The sequence below is a fragment of the Mesorhizobium sp. M0848 genome (assembly GCF_040319805.1).
Taxonomy (GTDB): domain Bacteria; phylum Pseudomonadota; class Alphaproteobacteria; order Rhizobiales; family Rhizobiaceae; genus Mesorhizobium.
Genome location: NZ_JAMYOM010000014.1, coordinates 39799 through 64080, shown reverse-complemented (window position 1 = coordinate 64080; position 24282 = coordinate 39799). Strand labels below are relative to the sequence as shown.

Here is a 24282-nt window from a genome sequence, read left to right as displayed (position 1 = left end):
GGGGTTTCGCCTAGTATCCGAGCGCCTCGCCAGAGGCCGCGCGGCTGTCGATGGCGCCGTTGTAGCGCGCGCCGCCGCCCTTCTCGATTTCCGCCAGGCTCTTGCCGCCGACCAGGATGCCGGCCGCCTGCCCCCAGGTCTGGTCAGCGAGATCGAGGTGATATCCCATGCCGGCCAGCAGCTTTTCTGTGTCCGGCGACAGGCCGAACGGCTCGACATAAACCTTGTCGGGCAGCCATTGATGGTGGATGCGAGGCGCGTCGATCGCCTCCTGGATGTTCATGCCGTGGTCGATGACATTGACGATCGCTTCCAGCGTGATGGTGATGATGCGCGAACCACCCGGGCTGCCGATGACCATGAACGGCTTGCCGTCCTTGGCCACCACGGTCGGGCTCATCGACGACAGCGGCGTCTTCTTCGACTGGATGGCGTTGGCCTCGCCCTGGACCAGGCCATAGAGGTTGGGCACGCCGGGCTTCTGGGTGAAATCGTCCATCTCGTTGTTGAGCAGGATGCCGGTGCCGTCGGCAACGACGCCGGCGCCGAAGGACCCGTTCAGCGTGTAGGTGACCGCGACCGCGTTGCCGTCATCGTCGATGATCGAATAATGCGTCGTCTCCTTACTCTCGCCAAAGCCCTTCGGCATCAGTTCCTGCGACACGCCGGCCCGGAACGGGTCGATCTTGTCGCGGATATCCTTGGCATAGGCCTTATCAAGCAATTTCGAGACCGGATTGTCGACGAAATCGGGATCGCCGAGCGCGGAATTGCGGTCGACATAGGCGTAGCGCATCGCCTCGATCATGACGTGGACCGTCTCGGCAGAACCGGCACCGAGGTAGGATAAGGGATAGCCCTCCAGAACGTTGAGTATCTCGCAGATGATGACGCCGCCGGAGCTGGGCGGCGGCGAGGAGGTGATCTCGTAGCCGCGATAGGTGCAGGTCACGGGCTTGAGTTCACGCACCGCATATTGCTCGAAATCCGGTTTGGCGAGAATGCCGCCCTTGGCGCCGCTCGCCTTGACGATGGCATCGGCGATGGCGCCTTTGTAAAAGGCATCCGTACCCCTTTCGGAAATGGCGGCGAGCGACGCCGCGAGGTCGGGCTGGACCAGCCGCTCGCCGATGCCATAGGGCTTGCCGTCGGGTTTCAGGAATATGGCGGCCGCCGCGGGGTCCTTCGCCAGCCTGTCGGCACTGCCGGCAAACGAGGCGGCGTCGCCCTGGTTGAGGATGAAGCCGTCCTTGGCGTAGCCGATTGCCGGCGCCATCAGATCCTGGCGGGACAATTTGCCGTATTTTTCACGGGCCAGTTCCAGACCGGCCACCGAACCCGGCACGCCGACCGCAAGATAGCCGTCGAGACTGGCCCCCTTCACCGGGTTGCCGTCCTTGTCGAGATACATGGTTTTTGTCGCCGCCAGCGGCGCCCGCTCGCGGAAATCGAGAAAGGTCGATTTGCCGTCCTTGAAGCGGATGGTCATGAAGCCGCCGCCGCCGATATTGCCGGCATTGGGGTAGACGACCGCGAGCGCATAGCCGACGGCAACCGCCGCATCGACAGCATTGCCGCCCTTCTTCAAGACCTCGATGCCGACTTCGGACGCCAGATGCTGGGCCGTCACCACCATGCCGTGCTCGCCCTTGGCCGGTTGCGGGGAAGCGGCAAAGGCGCTCGTCAACGGCGCCAGGGCGAAGGTGATGCAAAGACTGGCGGCGATCAGTGTTCTGCGGGTGAGCGGCATGGCGTGCCTCCGGGAGCGTGAGGGGTGCGCCTAGAAGAGCCTCTTGGGGTGGGTTAGTCTAGCCAATAGTAACGGGTGGCGATCCTTCACACCCCCCTCTGTCCTGCCGGACATCTCCCCCGCAAGGGGGGAGATCGGTTGTTGTCTCTGCTTTCGCCAATCTCCGACGTTGCAGGAAGAGCGCTGTCGATGAAGCGGCCAATCTCCCCCCTTGCGGGGGAGATGTCCAGCAGGACAGAGGGGGGTGCTCAAGTGCCGCCCTCTCTGTCCAATCGACGGAAAAAACTAAAGGCCTACACAATCCCGCCTGAACCGCCGGCGACCGCCGGCCGTTCGGCCGCGACCTTGGCGCGGTAGCCCGCCGCACGATAGGCTGCGACCGGATCGATGGCACCGCCGGTCTTCAGCCGCGCCATGGCGAGGATCGGCTCGACATCGGTGCGGTAGGCGGCTTTCAGCGTCTGCGTCGCCATCAGCGCGTCGTTCAAGTCCTGAAAACCTTCCAGCGCCTTGCGGTCGACGAGCAGCGCCTGCGCATAGGCGCGCTGCACCTCGACCGCCGACAGCATCAGGCTTTCGATCGGGTCGGTTACGTTGTGGCTCTGGTCGAGCATGTGCGCCGGGTCAAAACCCTCGGCGCCGGACAGTTCGGCATCGACCAGTTCGTTGAAGACGAGGAACAGCCGGTAGGGGTCGATCGAACCTGCATCGAGATCGTCGTCGCCATATTTCGAATCGTTGAAATGGAAGCCGCCGAGCTTCTTGAACTGGATCAGCCGCGAGACGATCATCTCGATGTTGACGTTGGGGGCATGGTGGCCAAGGTCGACGAGACAGAACGCCTTGTCGCCCAACTCTTGCGCGATCATGTAGTTGGTGCCCCAGTCCTGCACGACGGTGGAATAGAAGGCCGGCTCGTACATCTTGTGCTCGGAAAACAGCTTCCAGTCGGCGGGCAGCCCGGCATAGATCTCCTTCATGGCGTCGAGATAGCGCTCGAACGCCTTGGCGAAATTCACCTGACCGGGAAAGTTCGAACCGTCGCCGATCCACACCGTCAGCGCCCTGGAGCCCAGCGTCTTGCCGATCTCGATGCATTCGAGATTGTGCTCGACCGCTTGCCGGCGCGTGCCGGCATCGGCATGCGACAGCGAGCCGAATTTGTAGGAAAGCGTCTGGTCTTGGGCGTCGGAAAAGGTGTTGGAGTTCATGGCGTCGAAGCCGAGCCCGAAGCGCGAGGCTGCCTGCTTCAGCCGGTTCGGGTCGGCCTTGTCCCACGGAATGTGCAGGGAGACGGTCGGCGTCGCCTGCGTCAATTGCTGGATGACGGCGCAGTCCTCGATCTTGTCGAAGATGTCGCGCGGCTCACCGGCGCCGGGAAAGCGGGCAAAGCGCGTGCCGCCAGTGCCGACGCCCCAGGACGGGATCGCCACCGCGAATTTCTCGACCTTGTCACGGATGTCGTCGATGGCGATGCCGCGACGGTCGAGGCGTTCGCCGAGCGAGGCGTAGTCGCGCTCGAGGTTGGCCTTGCGCGCGGCGTTGTCCTTGTCGACGAGGTCGGCGGAGATGATGGATTCGGACACTACGATTCCTCCCAAAATGCGTACGGTCGGCGCTGCCCCCGCCGGAGCGCTTCCTTATCCCCGTCACTATACGGGGAGAAGGTGCGGGCAGTCGGATGAGGGGCAGCGCAACCCTCCAAGACAATCGCTCAACGCGTGAATGATTGCGCGTTGCCTGCGTCGACATTGATGATGTTGCCGGTGGACTTGGCCGACATGTCGGAGGCGAAGAAATAGATCGCCTCTGCGATGTCTTCCGGGAAGACCGACCGCTTGAGCATCGAACGCGAGCGATAATGCTCCTCCAGATCGTCGGTCGACATCTTGTAGGCGGCGGCGCGCTGTTCCTTCCACTCGCCGGTCCAGATCTTCGAGCCGCGCAGCACCGCGTCCGGGTTGACGACATTGACCCTGATCTGGGCTTCCGCGCCCTCGAGCGCCAGGCAGCGCGCCAGATGGATCTCGGCGGCCTTGGCGGTGCAATAGGCGGCGGCGTTGGGCGACGCGGCAAGGCCATTCTTGGAGGCGACGAAGACGACGTTGCCGCCGATCTTCTGGGTGCGGAACAGCCGGAACGCTTCCCGCGAGACCAGGAAATAACCGGTCGACAATATGTCCATGTTCTTGTTCCACAGCGCCAGCGTCGTCTCCTCGATCGGCGCCGAGGTGGCGAGACCAGCATTCGACACCAGAATGTCGATGCCGCCGAACTCGACCGCCGTCTCGGCGAAGCCTGAGATGACCTGCTCCTCGGCAGTGACGTTGATCAGCACGGGGCGGACGAAATCCTTGCCATAGGCCTTGGCCAGTTCCTCATTGGCGCTGGCCAGCGCTGCTTCGTCGATGTCGGCCAGCACCACGCAGGCGCCTTCGCGCAGCAGCCGGTTGGCGGTGGCGCGACCGATGCCGCCTGCGCCACCGGTGACCAGCGCGATCTGGCCGGCGAGCGCCTTCGGCTTCGGCATGCGCTGCAGCTTCAGATCCTCGAGCAGCCAGTACTCGATGTCGAAGGCTTCCTGTGCGGGCAGGCCGACATAGGACGAGACCGTCGAGGCGCCGCGCATGACATTGATGGCGTTGACATAGAATTCGCCCGAAATGCGGGCCGTTGCCTTGTCGCCGGCGAAGGTGAACATGCCGACGCCGGGCATCAGGTAGACGACAGCATTGGGATCGCGGATGGCGGGCGAGTCCGCGTGCTTGCAGCTGTCGTAATAGGCTTGATAGCCGACGCGATAGGCAGCCACGTCGTCGGCGAGGCGGGCGATGACCGCATCGACATCGGGTTTGGCCGGATCGAACTCGATGACCAGCGGGCGGATCTTGGTGCGCAGGAAATGGTCCGGGCACGACGTGCCGAGTGCCGCCAGCGGGCGCAGATCCCTGGAATTGACGAATTCGAGCACGGCGGCGGAATCATCGAAATGGCCAAGCTTGTGGCTCTTTTCCGAGATCAGGCCGCGAATCCTGGGCATCAGCTTTGCGGCAATGGCACGGCGCTCAGTGGCATCGAGCGACTTGACCACTTCACCACCGAAAATGGCGAGGCCCTCGGACCGGCGTTCGAACCACTCGATTGCCTGGTTGATCACCGAGATCGTCGTCTCGTAGCATTCCAGAGGGGTGTCGCCCCAGGTGAACAGGCCGTGGCTTTCCAGGATGACGCCCTTGGCGGCCGGATGTTCGAGGCAGAATTTTTCCAGCCACAGGCCAAGTTCGAAGCCCGGACGCTTCCACGGCAACCAGCCGATGGCGTCGCCGAAGATCTCCTTGGTCAGCGCCCTGGAATCCTTGGCGGCGGCAATGGCGATGATGGCGTCGGGATGCATGTGATCGACAAAAGGCTTCGGCACGAAGGCATGCAGCGGCGTGTCGATCGAGGCCGCGCGCGGATTGAGGTTGAAGGTGCAGTGCGGCAGGAAGCCGACCATCTCATCCTCGTGCTCAACGCCGCGATAAAGGCCTTTGAGCGCGCGCAGCTTGTCCATGTAGAGCGTGGCGAAGCCGTCGAGCTTGATAGAAGCGCTGTCGCCGCCAGAGCCCTTGACCCAAAGCACTTCGGCGTTCTCGCCGGTGAGCGGGTCTTTCTGCCAGATCTTCGAGGAGGTGTTGCCGCCGCCATAGTTGGTGACGCGCTTGTCCGAGCCAAGCACATTCGATCGATAGACGAGCCGCTCCGGCTCGCTCATCGCTTGAGCCTTGGCCTCATCCCACAGATTGGCGAGGCGCGCGCCGGTGCGCTTGTCGAGCATAGGGTATCCTCCCGAAAGGCACGCAAACGCTGCGGCCAATTTTGGGCCGAATTTCCACGGAAGCATCTAGCTTGTCAATCATAAACGATCAAGATCGATCATATTGCACTGCACAATGAAATTATATGATCGGAAATGATTGACACTGCGCGTTTTGGATGCCTAGATGCCCAGGCAGGGAGGAACCATGCACGAAAAAGAGCGCCACAGGATCATTCTGTCCGCCGTCCAGGAAAAGCCTGTTGTGACGGTGCAGGAGATGGTCGACCTGACGGAGTCCTCCGAGGCGACAATCCGGCGCGATATCGCGGCACTCCATGTCCAGAAGCGCCTGCGCCGGGTGCGCGGTGGCGCCGAGGCTATATCGCCGCCGCAGTTCATCGGTCTCGCCGGCCGGCCCTTTTCCGTCAACGAAACGATCAACGCCGCGCAGAAGCGGACAATCGCACGCGAAGCGGTCGAGCTGTGCAAGGATGGCGAGCCGATCATCATCAATGGTGGCACCACCACCTTTCAGATGGTGCATTTCCTGACCGGCCGCCGCATGCCGATCTTCACCAATTCGTTCCCGATCGCCGAACACCTGCTCAAGCACTCCAAGAACACGGTGATGCTGTCGGGCGGCACGATCTACCGCGAGCAGAACATCATCCTGTCGCCCTTCGACAATGACGTGACGCGCAATTTCTATGCGCGCCGCATGTTCATGGGCGCGCAGGGGCTGGGGCCGCTTGGCCTGATGGAAGGCGATCCGCTTTTGATCCAGGCGGAGCAGAAGCTGATCGACCAGGCCGACGAGTTGGTGGTGCTGGTCGACTCCTCGAAATTCCGCAAACGCTCCAGCCTGATCCTGTGCGGCCTGTCGCGCATCGCCACCGTCATCACCGATGACGGCATCGAGGATCGCGAAGCCAAGATGCTGGAAACCGCCGGCGTGACGCTGATCGTCGCCCGCACATCCGCAACCAACAAGGAAGAATCTTCACTGCAGGCCTGAGGCCAACTCGCGCTCGCAGCGGCGATGGAATGCAACGCTCAAGGGAGGAAATTCGATGAGCTTCTTGAAGAAATTGATGGTGACGGCTGCATTCTCAGCCGCCATGTTCGTGAATGCCGCCTATGCCGAGAACGTCAAGATCGCGTTGGTGGTGAAGTCGCTCGGCAACGGCTTCTTCGATGCCGCCAACAAGGGCGCCGAAGAGGCGGCCAAGGAACTCGGCGATGTCGACATCATCTACACCGGCCCGACCAAGGCGACCGCCGAAGCGCAGATCGAAGTGGTCAATTCGCTGATCGCGCAGAAGGTCAACGCCATCGCCATTTCGGCCAATGACGCCGACGCGCTGGTACCGGTGCTGAAGAAGGCCATGGAACGCGGCATCACCGTCATCTCCTGGGATTCGGGCGTCGCCAAGGAAGGCCGCCAGCTTCACCTCAACCCGTCCGACACCGGCCTGATCGGCGAGACCATCATCAAGCTTGCCGCCGATTACCTGCCGGAAGGCGGCGAAGTCGCCATCCTGTCGGCCTCCTCGACCGCGACCAACCAGAACGCCTGGATCGATGCGGCCAAGAAGATCCTGCCGGAGAAGTTCCCCAAGATCAAACTTGTCGCCACCGTCTATGGCGATGACGATTCGGCCAAGAGCACTGATGAGGCCAAGGGCCTGTTGAAGTCCTATCCGAACCTCAAGGCGATCATAGCGCCGACCACCGTCGGCGTCGTTGCCGCCGCCCAGGTCGTCACCGATGAGAACTTGATCGGCAAGGTCAATGTCACCGGCCTGGCGCTGCCGTCCGAGTTCAAGAAGTTTATCGACAACGGTTCCAGCCAGGCGGTTGCGCTGTGGAATCCGATCGACCTCGGCTACTCGGCCGTCTACCTCGCCCATGATCTGGCGGTGAAGAAGGAAGAGGCGAAGCCCGGCGCCACGCTGTCGATCGGCCGCGTCGGCAAGGTCACGCTCGACGACACCAACTCGGCTGCGATGGCTCCGCCGTTCCAGTTCGACAAGTCGAACATCGAGAAGTTCTCCAAGATTTATTGATCTGGAGCGCTCTCAAGCTGTCGCGGCGGAGCTCACGTCCCGCCGCGACTTTAAACGGACCTTGTTTCAGGGCTTGATACGACTATGGACACGACAGCCCAACCCGGCACGGTGAAGGAGCAGCCTCTAGCCTCGGCTCCACGCCTGACGCTGTCCGGCATCTCCAAGAGCTTTCCCGGCGTGCGCGCGCTGCACAATGTCAGCCTGTCGCTCTACCCCGGCCAGGTGACGGCGCTGATCGGCGAAAACGGCGCCGGCAAGTCGACGCTGGTCAAGATCATGACCGGCATCTACCAGCCCGACGAGGGTACCATCAGCATCGACGGCCAGGCAGTCACCCTGCCCAGCGCGCATGCCGCCTTCGGCTATGGCGTTACTGCCATCCATCAGGAAACCGTGCTGTTCGACGATTTGACGGTCGCCGAAAACATCTTTCTCGGCCACGCGCCGCGCACGCGTTTGCGCACCATCGACTGGCGCACGATGCGCAAAAATGCGCGCGAAGTGCTCGACACCATGCATGCCGGCCATATCGACGCCGATGCGCGCCTGAAGGACCTCGGCATCGCCAACAAGCATCTGGTCGCCGTCGCGCGCGCCATGTCGATCGACGCGCAGATCGTCATCATGGACGAGCCGACCGCCGCGCTTTCGATGAAGGAGATCGAGGAGCTCTTTTTGCTGATCGAGTTCCTCAAGAGCGACGGCAAGGCGATCCTGTTCATCAGCCACAAGTTCGACGAGATCTACCGTATCGCCGACCGCTACACGGTGTTCCGCGATGGCGAGATGGTCGGCGAAGGCCTGATCACGGATGCCGGCCAGAGCCAGATCGTGCGCCTGATGGTTGGCCGCGCGGTCGATCACATCTTCCCGCAGCGCAAGGCCGAGATCGGCGCGCCGGTGCTCTCCGTTTCCGGCCTGTCGCATCCGACCGAATTCAACGACATCGGCTTCGAACTGCACAAGGGCGAGATCCTCGGCTTCTACGGCCTGGTCGGCGCCGGCCGCAGCGAGGTAATGCAGGCGATATCGGGCATCACCCGCACATCAGCCGGCACGATCACGCTGGAAGGCAAGACGCTCGCGCCGAAATCGGCGGCGGATTCGATCGATGCCGGGATTGTCTACGTGCCCGAAGAACGCGGCAAGCAAGGCGTGGTGATCGGCCTGCCGATCTTCCAGAACGTCTCGCTGCCTTCGCTCAAGCGCACGTCGAAGTCCGGCCTGCTGCGGCTGGCGGAAGAGTTCGATCTGGCCCGCTCCTACACTGAGCGGCTCGACCTCAGGGCCTCCTCGCTAAGCCAGGACGTCGGCACGCTGTCGGGCGGCAACCAGCAGAAGATCGTCATCGCCAAATGGCTGGCGACGTCGCCCAAGGTGATCATCCTGGACGAGCCGACCAAGGGCATCGACATCGGCTCGAAGGCCGCCGTGCACGGCTTCATGGCCGAGTTGGTGGCGCAAGGCCTGTCGGTGATCATGGTGTCCTCCGAGCTGCCCGAAATCCTCGGCATGTCCGACCGCGTCGTCGTCATGCGCGAGGGGCTCGTCGCGGCGGTCTACGACAACAAAGGGCTCGACGCCGAGACGCTGGTTCGGACGGCAGCAGGGATCGCGGCATGAAGGCTTTCCTCAAACACCGTGAAATCTGGCTGTTGGCGGCCATCGTCGTGCTGATCGGCCTGATTTCGACGCGTTTCCCGGCCTTTGCCGACCCCGGCAATCTGCGTCAAGTGTTCAACGACACCTCGATCCTGATGATCCTGGCGCTCGGCCAGATGGTGGTCATCCTGACCCGGTCGATCGATCTGTCGATGGCGTCCAATCTCTGCTTCACCGGCATGGTGGTGGCGATGCTGAACGCCGCGCATCCGGCAATCCCCATCCCGCTGCTGATCGTCATTGCGCTGGCCGTCGGCCTGGTGCTCGGCGCCATCAACGGCCTTTTGGTCTGGCGGCTGAACATCCCCTCGATCGTGGTGACTTTGGGCACGCTGACCATCTATCGCGGCGCCACCTTCGTGCTGTCCGGCGGTGCCTGGGTCAATGCCGACAAGATGAGCCCGGAATTCATCGGCTTTCAGCGCGCAGCCTTCATCGGCATTCCGGTGCTGTCGTGGATCGCCATCCTGGTCATCGCGCTGTTCTTCATCCTGATGACGCGCACCGCGCTCGGCCGCTCGATCTATGCCATCGGCGTCAACCCGACGGCTTCCGTCTATGCCGGCATCGATGTCGGCCGCACGAAATTCATCGTCTTCTGCATCTCCGGCATGATCGGCGGCCTGTCAGGCTATCTCTGGATCTCGCGCTATGTGATTGCGTCGGTCGAGGTCGCCAATGGCTATGAGCTCAACATCATCGCCGCCTGCGTCATCGGCGGCATCTCGATCGCCGGCGGCATCGGTTCGGTCGGCGGCGCGGTGCTCGGTGCGCTGTTCCTCGGCATCATCTCCAACGCGCTGCCGGTCATCAACATCTCACCCTTCTGGCAGATGGCGATTTCCGGCAGCGCCATCATTCTGGCCGTCGTGCTGAATGCGCGCGGCGAACGCCAGCAAGGCCGCATCATCCTGAGAAAGGTGGAGGCGGTGACATGACCGACATCCCTGCCCCACGCCACATTCCCGACCGGCTCGACAAGCCGCTTCGTTCGGCGATCTTTTCCTGGGAAGCGCTGCTGGTCGTGGTGGCCGTCGCCATCTTCGCCATCAACAGCTTCGCCTCGCCCTATTTCCTCGACCCTTATTCGCTGTCCGATCTCACCTTCAATTTCACCGAGAAGGGCCTGATCGCCTTCGCCATGGCGCTGCTGATCATCTCGGGCGAGATCGATCTGTCGGTGGCCGCCATCATCGCGCTGGCGTCGACGATGATGGGCATGGCGGTGCAGGCCGGCGCCGGCACGCCGGCGCTGGTGGCGATCGGCATCGTCGTCGGGCTCGGCTGCGGCGCCTTCAACGGGCTGCTGGTGACAAGGCTCGGCCTGCCGTCGATCGTCGTCACCATCGGCACGATGAGCCTGTTTCGCGGCATCGCCTTCATCATCCTCGGCGATCAGGCCTATAAGGGTTATCCCGCAAGCATCGCCTTCTTCGGCCAGGGCTATGTCTGGTGGGTGGTGTCGTTCGAGCTGGTGCTCTTCCTCTTTGCGGCCGTCGTCTACTGGTTCCTGCTGCACCGTACGAGTTTCGGCCGCCGTGTCTTTGCCATCGGCAACAATCCGGTGGCGGCGCAGTTTTCCGGCGTGCGCGTCGGTCGCACCAAGTTCATCCTGTTCTGCCTGACCGGGCTGATGTCGGGCATCGCCTCGGTGCTGATCACATCGCGGCTCGGCTCGACGCGGCCGTCGATCGCGCAGGGCTACGAACTGGAAGTCATCACCATGGTGGTGCTCGGCGGCGTAAGCATCCTCGGTGGCGCCGGCAGTATTGTTGGCGTCGTGCTCGCGGCCTTCATCATGGGGCTGGTGACCTTCGGGCTTGGCCTGCTCAACGTGCCCGGCATCGTCATGTCGATCTTCATCGGCCTGCTGCTGATCATCGTCATTGCCTTGCCGATCGTCTGGCGGCGGCTCCGTGGAGGGCGTTGATGGCCGAGAAATACGCATTCAAGATGAAGCTCAAGCCCGGCATGAAGGCCGAGTACAAGAAGCGCCATGACGAAATCTGGCCGTCGCTGGTCGCGCTGCTGAAGCAGGCCGGCGTCTCCGACTATTCCATTCATCTCGATGAGGAGACCAATATCCTGTTCGGTGTGCTGTGGCGGCGAGACGACCACGGCATGGACGAATTGCCCGGGCATTCGGTGATGCAGCACTGGTGGGCTGAAATGGCCGGCATCATGGAAACCAGACCGGACAACGAGCCGGTGGCCGTGCCGCTGGAAACAATGTTCCACATGGCATGAGTGCGATGCGCCACATCGCCGTCATCGACATCGGAAAGACCAACGCCAAGGTGGCGCTGGTCGACCTCGCTACGTTGAGCGAGGTGGCGCTGCGCCGCATGTCCAATGCGCCGGCGCGACAGGCGCCCTACCCGCACCACGATGTCGAGGCCTTGTGGGCATTCATCCTCGAAAACCTTGCCGGCCTCAACCGCGAACAGCGCATCGACGCCATTTCGATCACCACCCACGGCGCGACGGGCGTGCTGGTCGACGCGGCGGGTGAACTGGTGCTGCCGGTCCTCGACTATGAGTTCGATGGCCCCGACAGGTTGGCAGCGGATTATGACGCGATCCGCCCGCCTTTCGCCGAGACCGGCACGCCGCGCCTGCCGCTCGGCCTCAATCTCGGTGCGCAATTCTTCTGGCAGCAGAAAAGCTTCCCGGCCGAATTCGCCAGGGCCGCCGCGATGCTGATGTACCCGCAATACTGGGCGTTGCGCCTGACCGGCATCGCCGCCAACGAAGTTACCTCGCTCGGCTGCCACACCGACCTGTGGAACCCATGGACGGCGGATTTTTCATCGTTGGTCGACAGCCTGGACTGGCGGAGCCTGATGGCGCCGGTGCGGCCGGCCAGGGATCGTCTCGGCCCTATCCTGCCCACTGTTGCGGCGCGAACCGGACTCGATCCGCAAACACCGGTGTTCTGCGGCCTGCATGATTCCAACGCCTCGCTGCTGCCGCATCTGCTGTCCGACAAACCACCTTTCTCCGTCGTCTCGACCGGCACCTGGGTGGTGTCGATGGCGGTCGGCGGCAAACAGATTGCGCTGGATGCCGCGCGCGACACGCTGGTCAATGTCAACGCACTCGGCGATCCCGTTCCCTCGGCACGCTTCATGGGCGGCCGCGAGTTTTCCGTGCTGACCAAGGACCAGCCGGAGCAGTGGACCGAGAATGATGTCGGCGCCGTGCTGGCGCGAAAGATGCTGCTGCTGCCGTCGACCCAGCAAGGGTCGGGGCCGTTCCCGCATCATGCCGCAACATGGCTCAATGCCGACGGCATCAACAAGGGCCAGCGCTTTGCCGCCATCTCGTTCTATCTGGCTTTGATGACGGCGACCTGCCTCGACCTGATCGGCGCCGACGGCCCGACCACGGTCGAGGGCCCCTTTGCCCGCAACCGGCTGTTTGTCGGTATGCTGGCCGCGGCTACTGCTCGCAACGTCGTGGCCTCGGAGGCCGCTACCGGCACCAGCATCGGCGCGGCGCTGCTGGCATCCGATCAGCCGGCGACGCACGGCAAGGGCGAAAGAATAGAACCGCCTGTAGACCCGGCCTGGGTTGATTATGCCAGCGCATGGCGCGCGGCAGTGGACGTGCAGGGCTGATCAAAGAATCCGCTTGCCGAAAGCAGACATGACGAAGTTGACCGCGTCGGTGCCGATCCGCGGCTCCAGATCCGCCGTCAGGCCCGACACATCCATCGACAGCAGCCCGCCGGAGAGTGCGATCGCCTCCATCGCCTGATGCGTCTCGCGCACGGTCAGCCCGCCGGAGCCTGCTGCCCAGCCGGCGAATTCGGTTGCGGTGGGCGAGTAACTGACATGAAAGCCTTGCGTGCCTGAGGTGGCGATGCGGATCGCTTCATGCATCAGGTCGCGCATGCCCATGGCGTCGATATCGGTCATGGTGAATGCCGACACGCGCGAATCCTTCAGCACCCGCGCTTCGGCCGGATCGGCGTGACGCAAGCCGACGATGACGACATTTTCCGGCGACAGCTGCGGCTGCAGCGCACCCGCCTTGTGGTCGAGGCCGAGAGTGCGCGCCAGCACCGAGCCTTCCGGCAGGTCGATGCCCTCCTCGTCCTCCGGCATCAGGGCGGCGATGGAATCGATCCAGATCAGGCCGAAGGAATGTGTCGCGCGCGCCGTCGCGGTCAGCGCCTTGTGGGCGATGCGCCGGTCGGCGCCTGCGATGAGGCGGACCAGCCCCGATGGCGGCCTCTCGACATCGGCGAGTTCCACCACGTCGAAGTTCATCGCTTCCAGCCGCGCGCCGGTGCCTTCCCGGGCCAGGATGCCGGCAGCTCCCTGCCCGGCCGTGATCTGCACCATCTTGCGACCGGAAAAATCCTCGACGTCGTGCATCGGGGCCTTCTCGACATATTCCGAAGTCATTGCCAAAAGCATGGCGCCATAGCTCATGCGGAAGGCGACGCGGTCGCCGACGGAGGGCCTCGGATCGGCATCGGCGACGTCGAGCAGCAGATGATCGCTGGAGGCGCCCAGCACCCGTATCCCCTTGGCGATCGGCGTCAGCCCCTCGACCAGCACGTCCTCGCGGCCGATATTGGCGATGGCGCGCAGCCTGTCGCCCTCGTCGGGGAAGACCGGCTGGTTGCCGAAGGCGTCATAGCCGGATTGGCCGATCGGCCGTGACGGCTTGAGCTTGACCTCGATGATGTCGCTGGTCAGCCGGCAGGCATCGGGTTCGAGCTCCGCCCACGGCGTGTCGCGGAAGGTCTCGACGCCGCCTTGCAGGATCGCCTCGCCGACCCGCAGATTGTTGATGCCGGCCGGCAGTCTGCCTTCGAGCAGCAGCGGCAGCGACGACGAGGCACCGCCGGAGATCACGTCGAGGCTTCTGCCGGACAGGCGCTCGGTCTTGTAGGCATGGGCGACGAGTTGGCCGAGATTTTCCGGCGTCGGCATGATGGCGCCGAAACAGCCGAGATTGGTGCCGATGCCGGCAATGCGAACGCCCTTGAACTGCAGTATCTGCTCGACCGTCGGAATAAGGTCATTTGGCCAGATGCCTTCGCGCAGATCGCCGAGATCGATCATCAGCATGATGTCGTGGACGCGGCCCATGCGCTCGGCGATGCGCGAAATCTCGCGGATGGTGGCGAGTTCCGACTGCAGGCTGATGTCGACGGTGCGTACCACCTCCTCAACCCGCGCCATCGGCGGGCTGCGCAACAGCATGATCGGCGCGTTGATGCCGCTGTCGCGCAGCCGGCGGATGTTCTCGAAGCGCGATTCGGCGATGCCGGCGACACCGCCGCGCAGCATGGCGCGCGCCACTTGCGGCATGCCGCAAGTGCCCTTGGTAACGCCGAATACTTTTATGCCCGACAGCGCGCAACGCTCGACGATCGTGCGCGCATTGCGCTCGATGCGGCCAAGGTCGATGGCGACTTGCGGCCCCGACATTTCTAGCCTCCGTAAACCAGCCCTTGCGGGTCGATCTCCGGCTTGCGGCCGGCAACGAGATCGGCAAGGAATTTGCCGGAGCCGCAGGCCATGGTCCAGCCGACATGGCCGTGGCCGGTGTCGAGATAGAGGTTCTTGTAGCGCGCCTGGCCGATGACCGGCACCGAGTTGGGCATCATCGGCCGCAGGCCCGCCCAGAACACAGCCTTCTTCTCGTCGAAGGCACCCGGGAAAAGATCCTTGCCGGTGCTGATGATCGTCTTGAAATCGGCGGGCTTGAAAGTTCGATCGAAGCCGGTGAATTCAGCCGTCGAGGACATCCGCAAGCGGTTGCCCAGCCTGGAATAGCCGATCAGCCGGTCCTCGTCGGCGCCGCCCATGGTCGGTCCCTTGCTTTCGTCCTCCAAGGGAATCGTCGCGGTATAGCCTTTTACCGGATAGACAGGCAGGTCGATGCCATAGCGGCGCCCGAGCAGGCCGCTCTCCGGTCCCATCGAGATGACCACGGCATCGCCGGCGACCGGGCCGGCCGACGTCATCACCGCGCGCACATGATCGCCCTCGATGTCGAGGCCTTCGACTGTCGTTGCGAACAGGAATTTGACGCCGAGCTTCTCGGCAGCATAGGCGGCCAGCCTGTCGACAAACTGCTTGGAATCTCCGGTCTGGTCGGTTGGCGAATAGACGCCACCGGCAATCTTGTCCTTGACGCCGGCAAGGCCTGGTTCCAGCTCGACCAGCCGGTCGCGGCCGACGATTTCGATCGGCAGGCCGTGCTTGGCAAGATAACGGTAATTGTCGGTACCGGTGTCGAGGCTCTTTTGCGAGCGGAAGAAATAGAGAATGCCCTTCTTGCGCTCGTCGTAGTGGATGCCGGTGGCTTCCGAAAGCGCATTGATGCAGTCGCGCGAATAGAGCGCGAGCCTGAGCTTGATGTCGGTGTTGGCGCGCAGGCGCGCCACCGTGCACTGGCGCAGGAAACGCATGCTCCAGGCGAGGAAATAGGGATCGAGGCGCAGCCTGACCTTGATGCCGAGATCATGGTTGTAGAGCCCGCGCAGGAAGGTCTTCAAAGCCGCCGGCGAGGCCCAGGCGGTAGCGTCACCCGGTGACACCAGGCCGGCGTTGGACTGGCTGGTGCCTTGTGCCGCCGCCGGATGGCGCTCGATCACCGTCACCTCATGGCCGTCGCTGGCCAGATAATAGGCGGCCGCCGTACCGACAACACCGGCCCCGAGCACCGTTATTTTCATGCCATCCCCCAAGAGCTCCTCGCGGTGCGGCGCCTCCGCGCCTTGCCGCGAATGCCTTCAATAGCGCTTCACTGCCCGCCTTGCGAGCCCTTGGGAGAACCCGGCTCAGCCGCGCGCGGAGTTCTTGCCGGTCAGAATGCGCTCCCAGGCGAGCGCGTCGGCGACGATCTGGTCGAGATCGTCGCGTTGCGGGGTCCAGCCGAGCTCGGCGCGGGCGAGATCCGAATTGGCGACCACCGCCGCGGCGTCGCCAGGGCGACGGTCGCCCATCTTCACCTCGAAATCACGGCCAAAGGCGCGGTGCACGCTGTCGATGACTTCGAGCACCGAATAGCCATGGCTGTAGCCGCAATTGGCGACGAGGCTGGTGCCCCCGGCGCGCAGCCGCTGCAGGGCCAGGCGATGCGCCGCCGCCAGGTCGCTGACATGGATGTAGTCGCGCATGCAGGTGCCGTCCGGCGTCGGATAGTCGGTGCCGAACACCTGCATGAACGGCCGCTTGCCGAGTGCCGTCTCGCAGGCAACCTTGATCAGATGGGTGGCGCCCGGCGTCGACTGGCCGGTGCGGCCCTTCGGGTCGGCGCCGGCGACGTTGAAGTAGCGCAGCGCGGTATAGCGCAGGCCATGCGCGATCGACGCGTCGCGCAGCATCCACTCACTCATCAGCTTGGACAGGCCATAGGGCGATTCCGGCGACAGGCGGGCGTCCTCGCGCACCGGCTCCAGGCCGGCTCCGCCATAGACGGCGGCGGTCGATGAAAAGATGAAATTGGGCACGCCTTCGCGCACCGCGGTTTCGATCAGCGTGCGCGTCTTCGAGGTGTTGTTCTCATAGTAGCTGAGCGGGTCGGCGACCGATTCCGGAACCACGATCGAGCCGGCGAAATGAATGATCGCGTCGACCTTGTTCTCCCTGATGACCCCGCCGACCAATTCCCTGTCGGCAACATCGCCGACAACCAGCCTTGCCTCGGGCGCCACCGCCCATTCGAAACCGGTGGAAAGACGGTCGAGAACGACCACGCTTTCGCCGGCATCCAGCAGCTCCCAGACCATATGGCTGCCGATGTAACCGGCGCCGCCTGTAACCAAAACCGTCATCCGCGTCCTCGCTTATCCAAGATTTATCGGAAACTGTCTCAACCCCCGCTCTACTGGAAAGCCCGCCGCATGACCATTGGAACCCGTGGTAACCGGCCTCGCCGGCCAGTGGCATTGTCCTGAAACAAAGTTGATCCAGATCAAGGGAATAGGCCACGATCCGTGGTCGTTAGGAACAGGTCCGGGGCGTGGCATTTTGACCAAAAAGGCCAGGTGGACGACCAACAGGCCAATGATTATGATCCCGCGCAAAAATTGGGAAGTCGACATGAACTATCAGCGGTTCTTCGAGGAAGCGATCGACCAGCTCCATGCCGAGCGTCGCTACCGCGTTTTCGCCGACCTGGAGCGCATCGCGGGCAAGTTCCCGCGCGCCATCTGGCGTTCCAATGGCCGCGCCGAGGAAATCACCGTCTGGTGCTCCAACGACTATCTCGGCATGGGCCAGCATCCCGACGTCATCGCCGCTTTCCAGAACACGGCAGGCAAGATGGGTTCGGGCGCCGGCGGCACCCGCAACATTTCCGGCACCTCGAACCCGCTGGTCGAGCTCGAGGTGGAGCTTGCCGATCTGCACGACAAGGAAGCGGCACTGGTCTTCACCTCCGGTTTCGTCTCCAACGAAGCCTCGATCTCGACCATCGCGAAGCTTTTGCCCAACTGCCTGATCATCTCGGACGAATTGAACCACGCATCGATGATCGAAGGCGTGCGGCGTTCCGGCGCCGAGAAGAAGATCTTCCGCCACAACGATGTGGCGCATCTGGAAAGCCTTTTGCAGGCGGCGGGGCGCGAACGCGCCAAGCTCATCGTCTTCGAAAGCGTCTATTCGATGGATGGCGACATCGCGCCAATCAGAGAGATCGTCGAGCTCGCCGAGCGCTACAACGCCATGACCTATATCGACGAGGTCCATGCCGTCGGCATGTACGGGCCGCGCGGCGGCGGCATCACCGAGCGCGAAGGCCTGGCCGACCGCATCGACATCATCGAAGGCACGCTGGCCAAGGCATTCGGCACGCTGGGCGGCTATATCACAGGCACCAGCGCCGTGATCGACGCCGTGCGTTCCTATGCGCCGGGCTTCATCTTCACCACGGCACTGCCGCCGGCGATCGCGGCTGCCGCGACCGCGTCGATCCGCCATCTCAAGCGCTCGCAGGCCGAGCGCGACGCCCAGCAGCAGCAGGCGAGCCGAACCAAGCAGATCCTGTCGGCCGCCGGCCTGCCGGTGATGGACTCGCCGACCCACATCGTGCCGCTGCTGGTCGGCGATCCGGAGGCCTGCAAGATGGCCAGCGACCGCCTGCTCGGCGTGCACGGCATCTACATCCAGCCGATCAACTACCCGACCGTGCCGCGCGGCACCGAGCGGCTGCGCATCACGCCGACGCCGTTCCATTCCGATGCGCTGATCGCCGAATTGCAGGATGCGCTGGTCGAGACCTGGGATGCGCTCGGCATCCCCTATGGCTCCGCCGGGCGGCCTTCGGTGGCCAAGAGCGACCGCATCATTCCCCTGCTGGTGCCCAAGTCAGGCGGCTGAAGCCGTTTGAAACTCGGCTCCGGCGGCTATCTGGCTCGCCGGAGCGATTTTCAATCCGCGCTTCGTCGGCGGCTCAAATAGCCTTCATCCAATTTGCCAGCCGGTGCGCCGCTTCCTCGATCTGGTCGAGGCGGCGGTGGAAACACAACCGCAAAAACGCCTCGCCGCCGGGGCCGAAAGCGGTGCCTGGCGCCAGGCCGACATTGGCCTTGTCGACAATGTCGAAGGCAGCGGTGCGTGAATCGGTGATGCCGTCGACAGTGAAAAACAGATAGAACGCGCCCTGCGGCACGGTGAACCGAGCACGATCCGTGGCACCGAGGATGCCGCAGACAAGGTCACGCGCCTTGCGCGCCCGCTCCACCTGTTCGGCAACGAAGGCATCGCCCCCGTCAAGCGCGGCGGCCGCGCCGCGCTGCATGAACTGGGCGACGCCGGAGTTCGAATACTGGATCAGGTTCTCGAACACCTGCTGCAAGCTCGGATGCGTCTTGATCCAGCCGACGCGCCAGCCGGTCATCGCCCAGTTCTTGGAGAAGGAGTTGACATAGAGGATGCGGTCTTCCGCCGACGCGATGTCGAGGAAGGACGGCGCGCGGCCGTGGCCATAGTGGAAAAGCGAATAGATCTCGTCCGCGATGATCCAGAGGTTTTTCGCGCGCGCCAGATCGAGGATGGCCTGCAAGGTCTCATGATCGGCGGTCCAGCCGGTCGGATTCGACGGCGTGTTGATGAACAGCGCCTTTGTGCGCGGCGTAATCGAAGCCGCGATCTTCTCGACGTCGCAGGACCAGCCATTGCCGGAATTATCGAGCGTGACCGCGACCGGAACGGCTCCCGCTATCGCTGCTGCAGCATCGAAATTCGGCCAGGCCGGCGACAGATAAACCACCTCGTCGCCCGCGCCGGCGAGCGCGTCGAGCGCCAGCTGGATGGCATGCATGCCGGAGCCGGTGACGATGAATTCTTCCTCCGGGAAGGTCTTGCCGAAATGCTTGGCATAGTAGCGGGAGAGCGCCTGCCTGAGATCGGGGATGCCCCTTTGCCAGGTGTAGAATGTCTCCCCGCCGGCCAGCGCCTTCGACGCGGCATCAGTGATGAAGGCCGGCGTCGGCAGGTCGCCCTCGCCGGCCCAGAGCGGAATCATGCCTTCGCGCAGGCGGCCGTAGTTGACGACGGCGACAATGCCGCTTTCGGGTGCCGCACGGGCCTCGGTGCGCAAGCTGTCGATCAGGGTCATGGGCGGGTCCGTTTTGGTCTGCGGTTTTCGTCTGCGGTCCTTACCAGATGCGAAAACAGAAAACCCCGGCCGCGAACGACCGGGGTTTTGGTCCAGCAAATGCTGCCCGTGGTCAGCGCCTGGCGAGCAGATCGCGAATTTCGGTGAGCAGAGCGACATCGGCGGGCGGCGGAGCGGCCGGAGCAGCGGGCTTCTCGCGCTCAAGCCGCCTGCGCATGTTGTTCACCGCCTTGACCATCAGGAAGATGATGAACGCGAGAATGAGGAAGTTCAGCGCCACGGTGATGAAGCTGCCATAGGCAAAGACCGCGCCCTGCTTCTTGGCATCGGCCAGCGAGGTCGCGTTGACGGCTGAGGACAATCCGAAGAAATAGTTGTTGAAGTCCAATCCGCCGAAAATCGCACCGACGATCGGCATGATGATGTCGTTGACAAGGGAATCGACGATCTTGCCGAAGGCCGCGCCGATGATGACGCCGACCGCAAGGTCCATCACATTGCCCTTGGAAATGAATTCCTGGAATTCTTTCAGCATTCGACCCTCCTTGTCGTGACTGGCCAAGCTGCCGTTTCCGTCCTTGCGGCATCGACCTGAGGCAACATAACAAAAACCTCCGGTTGCAACATCGATAAAAGGGAGAAAACAACCGCTTTCTTCTTACCTGACGGCACCTTGCTTGTACTGTCTGAATATCGCGGTCGCGATCATGCTTCCAAAGCCGCAATGGACTCGGACGCCAAGCTGTGATTGCGTCCGGGCAAGCCGGATAGAAAGACGGCAGAGGAGGAAAGTCCAAGCGTGCAGGGCTTGTTCATCGTCATCATCGCGATCGCCTATGTGACGCTGCTGTTTGCCATCGCCAGCATCGGCGACCGCCGCTCGGCCATCTCCGAGCCGAGCCGGGGGCGGCCTTTCATCTACGCGCTTAGCCTCGCGATCTACTGTACGTCCTGGACTTTCTTCGGCTCGGTCGGTCTTTCTTCCGAACGCGGCCTCGAATTCCTCGGCATCTATACGGGCCCGGTGCTCGTCTTCGTGTTCGGCTTCCCGCTGCTCAACCGCATCGTGCGGCTGGCCAAGACCGAGAAGATCACCTCGATCGCGGATTTCCTCGGCGCGCGCTACGGCAAGAGTTTCACCGTCGCGGCGATCGCCACGCTGATCGCCACCATCGGCGCGGTGCCCTATATCGCACTGCAGTTGAAGGCGATCTCCGGTTCGGTCAGCCTGATGGTCGAGCACTATACGGGATCGCCGCCTTCGTTCGATCCCTTCGTCAGCGACATCTCTCTGGTCGTCGCCATGCTCCTGGCGCTGTTCGCGGTGCTGTTTGGAACCCGTCACGCCGACGCCACCGAACACCAGGATGGGCTGGTGCTGGCGGTGGCGGTCGAAACCGTCGTCAAGCTCGCCGCCTTCCTGGCGATCGGCCTGATGGTCACCTTCCTGATCTTCGGCGGCCCGGGCGACATGTTCGACAAGCTCGCTGAGAACGCCCAGGTCCGACAGGCGATGAGCTACAACACCTCGCTCGCCACCTGGCTGGTGCTGACTTGCCTGAGCGGCTTTGCCATCATCATGCTGCCGCGGCAGTTCTACGTCACCATTGTCGAGAACCGTGGCGAGGCCGAATTGCGCACCGCGACATGGGTGTTTCCGCTCTACCTCGTGGCGATCAACCTGTTCGTGCTGCCGATCGCCTTCGCCGGTCTTTCGCTGGTCGGCACCGGAACCAGCAGCGATCTCTACGTGCTGTCGCTGCCCCTGTTCAGCGGTCATGATGTGCTGGCGATGGCGGCTTTCATCGGTGGCCTGTCGGCGGCGACGGCGATGGTGATCGTCGAAAGCGTGGCGCTGTCGATCATGATCTCCAACGACCTCGTCATTCCATTGTTCGTGCGCCGCCTGCTCAAGACCTCGACTTCCGAGACCGAGGACTGGTCGACGCTGATCCTCAATGTGCGGCGCGGGGCGATTTTCATCCTCTTGTTCATCGCCTTCCTCTATTATCGCGAGAGCACCGATAGCGCGCGGCTGTCGTCGATCGGCCTGATGTCGTTCGCGGCCATCGCGCAGTTCGCGCCCGCCCTGATCGGCGGGCTGATCTGGCGCGGCGCCAATGGCCGGGGTGCGGCACTTGGCATGGTCGCCGGCATCCTCGTCTGGGGCTACACGCTGCTGTTTCCATCGCTTGCCGCCCCTGATACCGGCATCATCGTGCACGGGCTGTTCGGCTTCGAGGCGCTGCGGCCGCAGGCATTGTTCGGCACCGTCGCCGAACCGCTGAACCACGGCGTGCTGTGGAGCCTGTCGCTCAACGCGGTGTTCTTCGTGCTCGGCTCGCTGTCGCGCGCATCGGTGCCGCTGGAACGCATCCAGGCGTCGATCTTCGTGCCGCGCGATGCCGGCCCGATGCCAAGCCTGCGCCGCTTCCGCACCGCCATCACCGTCAACGACCTGAAGGACACGATCGGGCGCTATCTCGGCGTCGAGCGCACCGAGCGCTCTTTCCAGTCGTTCGAAAAGACCAACGGAGCCTCGCTGCACGGCAACGAGCAGGCGAGCATGGACGTCATCCGCTTCTCCGAGCAATTGCTCGCCAGCGCCGTCGGTTCCTCCTCGGCGCGGCTGATCCTGTCGCTGCTGTTTCGGCGCCACGACCGCGAATCCAGGGATGCTTTCCGCTTGCTCGACGACGCCACCGAGGCGCTGCAGCACAACCGCGACCTGTTGCAGATCGCGCTCGACCAGATGGAACAGGGCATCACCGTCTTCGATCGCGATTTCCGCCTGATCTGCTGGAACCGCCAATACCGGGCGCTGTTCGACCTGCCCGACGAGATGGGCCAGGTCGGCGTCTCGCTCGACCGCATCCTGCGCCATCTCGCCGAACGCGGCGACATCCCCGCCGATCAGCGTGTGGCCATGCTCAACCGGCTGACCAGTTTCGTCAGCCCATGGCAGATGGAGCTGAAAACCTCGGGCCGCATCCTGGAACTGCGCTCCAACCCGATGCCGGACGGCGGCATCGTCGCCACCTATGCCGACATTTCCGGGCGCGTGGAACAGGATCTGGCGCTGAAGCGTGCCAATGAATCGCTGGAACAGCGCGTCAAGACCCGCACCATCGAACTGACCCGGGTCAATGAGGAGCTGGCGCAGGCGCAGATGCTGGCCGAGGAGGCCAATCTCGGCAAGACGCGCTTCCTCGCCGCCGCCGGCCACGACATCCTGCAGCCGCTGAACGCCGCCCGGCTCTATTGCTCCTCGCTGATCGAGAAGGCCGGCAAGGGGCCTGCCGGCAAGGCGGCCGTCAACATCGAATCCTCGCTGGAATCGGTCGAGACGATTCTCGGCGCCGTGCTCGACATCTCCCGCCTCGATGCCGGCGCAATGAAGCCGGACGATACCGCCTTCAACCTCGACGGATTGCTGCGCCAGATCGGCAACGACTTCCGGCCGCTCGCCGCCGAAAAGAAGCTCGCGCTGACCATCATGCCGTCATCGCTGACAGTGACGACGGACCGCAATCTGCTGCGCCGCCTGATCCAGAATCTCGTCTCCAACGCCATCAAATACACGCGCCACGGCCGCGTGCTGGTTGGCGTCAGGCGGCGCGGCGAACTGGCCGAGATCCAGGTGATCGACACCGGCATCGGCATCGCCGGCGACAAGCTGAACACCGTCTTTCGCGAATTCACCCGGCTCGACGAGGGCGCGCGCGAGGCCGAAGGCCTCGGTCTCGGCCTCTCCATCGTCGACCGCATCGCCCGGGTGCTGCGCCTGGAGATCCGGATCTTTTCCAACCCAGGCAAAGGCACGCGCTTCTCCGTCATCCTGCCCGTCGCGGCCGTGCAGGAACCGCGACGCGAAATCGACGCCAGGGTTCCTGCCCGCGCGACGGCTTCGCTGGCCGGGCTGCACGTGCTGTGCATCGACAACGACGCCCGCATCCTCGAAGGCATGCGGCTCCTGCTCGAAGGCTGGGGTTGCAACGTCGACACCGTGTCCGGTTCAAAGGATCTGGAGACCGCGAAGATACACCGCCCGGACATCGTTCTTGCCGACTACCATCTCGACGGCGAAACCGGTCTCGAACTCGTCGTCAGGCTGCGCGCGACCCATGGCGACAACCTGCCGGCCGTGCTGGTCACCGCCGACCGCTCCAACGAGGTGCGCACGGCCGCCGGCGGGCTCGAGATTGCGGTGATCAACAAACCGCTCAAACCAGCGGTACTGCGCTCGATGATGGCCAGGGTCAGGCCGCTAGCACCGGCGGCCGAATAGCATCAAGGGCGGCCGGTCTCAGCCCTGGTGTCCGAGGGTGGTGTCCTAGAGCATTTCACCGTTTCATGGAAACGGCGTTCTGCTCTAACTCTTTGTTTTAACCCAATTCTAGACGGAAAACCGCTTC

The 24282-nt window shown here is 63.5% G+C and carries 17 protein-coding genes; 9 read left to right on the top strand and 8 right to left on the bottom strand.

The window, feature by feature from the left end:
- Positions 1-10 precede the first annotated feature (10 nt).
- The 3 genes from ggt to NKH95_RS17500 all read right to left on the bottom strand — a co-directional run bounded on the left by ggt (position 11) and on the right by NKH95_RS17500 (position 5567).
- A complete protein-coding gene (gene ggt / locus NKH95_RS17510; RefSeq protein ID WP_352892140.1) occupies positions 11-1750 on the bottom strand; it encodes a gamma-glutamyltransferase in 1740 nt (579 codons plus the stop codon).
- 293 nt (positions 1751-2043) lie between these two features.
- Positions 2044-3336, bottom strand: coding sequence for an L-rhamnose catabolism isomerase (rhaI, locus tag NKH95_RS17505; protein WP_352799170.1), 1293 nt, complete (start codon positions 3334-3336; stop codon positions 2044-2046).
- A gap of 128 nt (positions 3337-3464) precedes the next feature.
- Positions 3465-5567, bottom strand: coding sequence for a bifunctional rhamnulose-1-phosphate aldolase/short-chain dehydrogenase (locus tag NKH95_RS17500; protein ID WP_352799171.1), 2103 nt, complete (start codon positions 5565-5567; stop codon positions 3465-3467).
- 187 nt (positions 5568-5754) lie between these two features.
- On the opposite strand from NKH95_RS17500, the gene NKH95_RS17495 reads away from it, so the two are divergent.
- The 7 genes from NKH95_RS17495 to NKH95_RS17465 all read left to right on the top strand — a co-directional run bounded on the left by NKH95_RS17495 (position 5755) and on the right by NKH95_RS17465 (position 12900).
- The gene (locus tag NKH95_RS17495) at positions 5755-6564 is read left to right on the top strand and encodes a DeoR/GlpR family DNA-binding transcription regulator (RefSeq protein WP_352799172.1); all 810 of its coding nucleotides are present in this window, start codon (positions 5755-5757) and stop codon (positions 6562-6564) included.
- A gap of 55 nt (positions 6565-6619) precedes the next feature.
- Positions 6620-7615 carry a rhamnose ABC transporter substrate-binding protein gene (gene rhaS, locus NKH95_RS17490; RefSeq protein ID WP_023813908.1) on the top strand — a complete coding sequence of 332 codons (996 nt, stop codon included), beginning with the start codon at positions 6620-6622 and terminating at the stop codon, positions 7613-7615.
- 84 nt (positions 7616-7699) lie between these two features.
- Entirely contained in the window at positions 7700-9241 is a 1542-nt protein-coding gene (locus NKH95_RS17485; protein WP_352441457.1) for a sugar ABC transporter ATP-binding protein, read from the top strand.
- Positions 9238-10218: an ABC transporter permease gene (locus NKH95_RS17480; RefSeq protein ID WP_352632438.1), complete on the top strand. Its 981-nt coding sequence runs from the start codon at positions 9238-9240 to the stop codon at positions 10216-10218. The genes NKH95_RS17485 and NKH95_RS17480 overlap by 4 nt, the downstream gene beginning before the upstream one ends.
- Entirely contained in the window at positions 10215-11210 is a 996-nt protein-coding gene (locus NKH95_RS17475) for an ABC transporter permease (RefSeq protein ID WP_352632436.1), read from the top strand. The genes NKH95_RS17480 and NKH95_RS17475 overlap by 4 nt, the downstream gene beginning before the upstream one ends.
- The gene (rhaM, locus tag NKH95_RS17470) at positions 11210-11527 is read left to right on the top strand and encodes an L-rhamnose mutarotase (RefSeq protein WP_352632434.1); all 318 of its coding nucleotides are present in this window, start codon (positions 11210-11212) and stop codon (positions 11525-11527) included. Before NKH95_RS17475 ends, rhaM begins: the two co-directional genes overlap by 1 nt.
- Complete coding sequence (locus NKH95_RS17465; RefSeq protein ID WP_352892138.1) at positions 11524-12900, top strand: FGGY-family carbohydrate kinase; 1377 nt, start codon at positions 11524-11526, stop codon at positions 12898-12900. The genes rhaM and NKH95_RS17465 overlap by 4 nt, the downstream gene beginning before the upstream one ends.
- On the opposite strand, the gene NKH95_RS17460 is transcribed toward NKH95_RS17465, so the two are convergent.
- From NKH95_RS17460 to galE, 3 genes are all read right to left on the bottom strand, one after another.
- On the bottom strand, positions 12901-14727 hold the full coding sequence (locus tag NKH95_RS17460; RefSeq protein ID WP_352632430.1) for an alanine racemase: 1827 nt from the start codon (positions 14725-14727) through the stop codon (positions 12901-12903).
- Positions 14728-14729: 2 nt separating this feature from the next.
- Positions 14730-15980 (bottom strand): D-amino acid dehydrogenase, encoded by a 1251-nt coding sequence (locus tag NKH95_RS17455; RefSeq protein WP_352632428.1) that lies wholly within the window; start codon positions 15978-15980, stop codon positions 14730-14732.
- A gap of 105 nt (positions 15981-16085) precedes the next feature.
- Positions 16086-17081 carry a UDP-glucose 4-epimerase GalE gene (galE, locus tag NKH95_RS17450; RefSeq protein ID WP_352632427.1) on the bottom strand — a complete coding sequence of 332 codons (996 nt, stop codon included), beginning with the start codon at positions 17079-17081 and terminating at the stop codon, positions 16086-16088.
- A gap of 268 nt (positions 17082-17349) precedes the next feature.
- Between galE and hemA the strand changes: the two genes are divergently transcribed.
- Positions 17350-18627 (top strand): 5-aminolevulinate synthase, encoded by a 1278-nt coding sequence (hemA, locus tag NKH95_RS17445; RefSeq protein ID WP_127297829.1) that lies wholly within the window; start codon positions 17350-17352, stop codon positions 18625-18627.
- Between the two features lie 73 nt (positions 18628-18700).
- On the opposite strand, the gene NKH95_RS17440 is transcribed toward hemA, so the two are convergent.
- Positions 18701-19867: a pyridoxal phosphate-dependent aminotransferase gene (locus tag NKH95_RS17440; RefSeq protein ID WP_023813898.1), complete on the bottom strand. Its 1167-nt coding sequence runs from the start codon at positions 19865-19867 to the stop codon at positions 18701-18703.
- Between the two features lie 112 nt (positions 19868-19979).
- Entirely contained in the window at positions 19980-20402 is a 423-nt protein-coding gene (gene mscL, locus NKH95_RS17435; RefSeq protein ID WP_023813897.1) for a large conductance mechanosensitive channel protein MscL, read from the bottom strand.
- Positions 20403-20666: 264 nt separating this feature from the next.
- Between mscL and NKH95_RS17430 the strand changes: the two genes are divergently transcribed.
- Positions 20667-24155 carry a PAS domain-containing hybrid sensor histidine kinase/response regulator gene (locus NKH95_RS17430; protein WP_352892134.1) on the top strand — a complete coding sequence of 1163 codons (3489 nt, stop codon included), beginning with the start codon at positions 20667-20669 and terminating at the stop codon, positions 24153-24155.
- The last annotated feature ends 127 nt before the right edge of the window (positions 24156-24282 follow it).

Bases quoted from the DNA above. Each gene is read 5' to 3' on its own strand.
- NKH95_RS17440 (WP_023813898.1), bottom strand. From the start codon at position 19,867: ATGACCCTGATCGACAGCTTGCGCACCGAGGCCCGTGCGGCACCCGAA.
- NKH95_RS17500 (WP_352799171.1), bottom strand. From the start codon at position 5,567: ATGCTCGACAAGCGCACCGGCGCGCGCCTCGCCAATCTGTGGGATGAG.
- NKH95_RS17485 (WP_352441457.1), top strand. From the start codon at position 7,700: ATGGACACGACAGCCCAACCCGGCACGGTGAAGGAGCAGCCTCTAGCC.
- rhaS (WP_023813908.1), top strand. From the start codon at position 6,620: ATGAGCTTCTTGAAGAAATTGATGGTGACGGCTGCATTCTCAGCCGCC.
- ggt (WP_352892140.1), bottom strand. From the start codon at position 1,750: ATGCCGCTCACCCGCAGAACACTGATCGCCGCCAGTCTTTGCATCACC.
- NKH95_RS17455 (WP_352632428.1), bottom strand. From the start codon at position 15,980: ATGAAAATAACGGTGCTCGGGGCCGGTGTTGTCGGTACGGCGGCCGCC.
- rhaM (WP_352632434.1), top strand. From the start codon at position 11,210: ATGGCCGAGAAATACGCATTCAAGATGAAGCTCAAGCCCGGCATGAAG.
- NKH95_RS17465 (WP_352892138.1), top strand. From the start codon at position 11,524: ATGAGTGCGATGCGCCACATCGCCGTCATCGACATCGGAAAGACCAAC.
- hemA (WP_127297829.1), top strand. From the start codon at position 17,350: ATGAACTATCAGCGGTTCTTCGAGGAAGCGATCGACCAGCTCCATGCC.
- NKH95_RS17480 (WP_352632438.1), top strand. From the start codon at position 9,238: ATGAAGGCTTTCCTCAAACACCGTGAAATCTGGCTGTTGGCGGCCATC.
- NKH95_RS17495 (WP_352799172.1), top strand. From the start codon at position 5,755: ATGCACGAAAAAGAGCGCCACAGGATCATTCTGTCCGCCGTCCAGGAA.
- mscL (WP_023813897.1), bottom strand. From the start codon at position 20,402: ATGCTGAAAGAATTCCAGGAATTCATTTCCAAGGGCAATGTGATGGAC.
- NKH95_RS17460 (WP_352632430.1), bottom strand. From the start codon at position 14,727: ATGTCGGGGCCGCAAGTCGCCATCGACCTTGGCCGCATCGAGCGCAAT.
- NKH95_RS17475 (WP_352632436.1), top strand. From the start codon at position 10,215: ATGACCGACATCCCTGCCCCACGCCACATTCCCGACCGGCTCGACAAG.
- galE (WP_352632427.1), bottom strand. From the start codon at position 17,081: ATGACGGTTTTGGTTACAGGCGGCGCCGGTTACATCGGCAGCCATATG.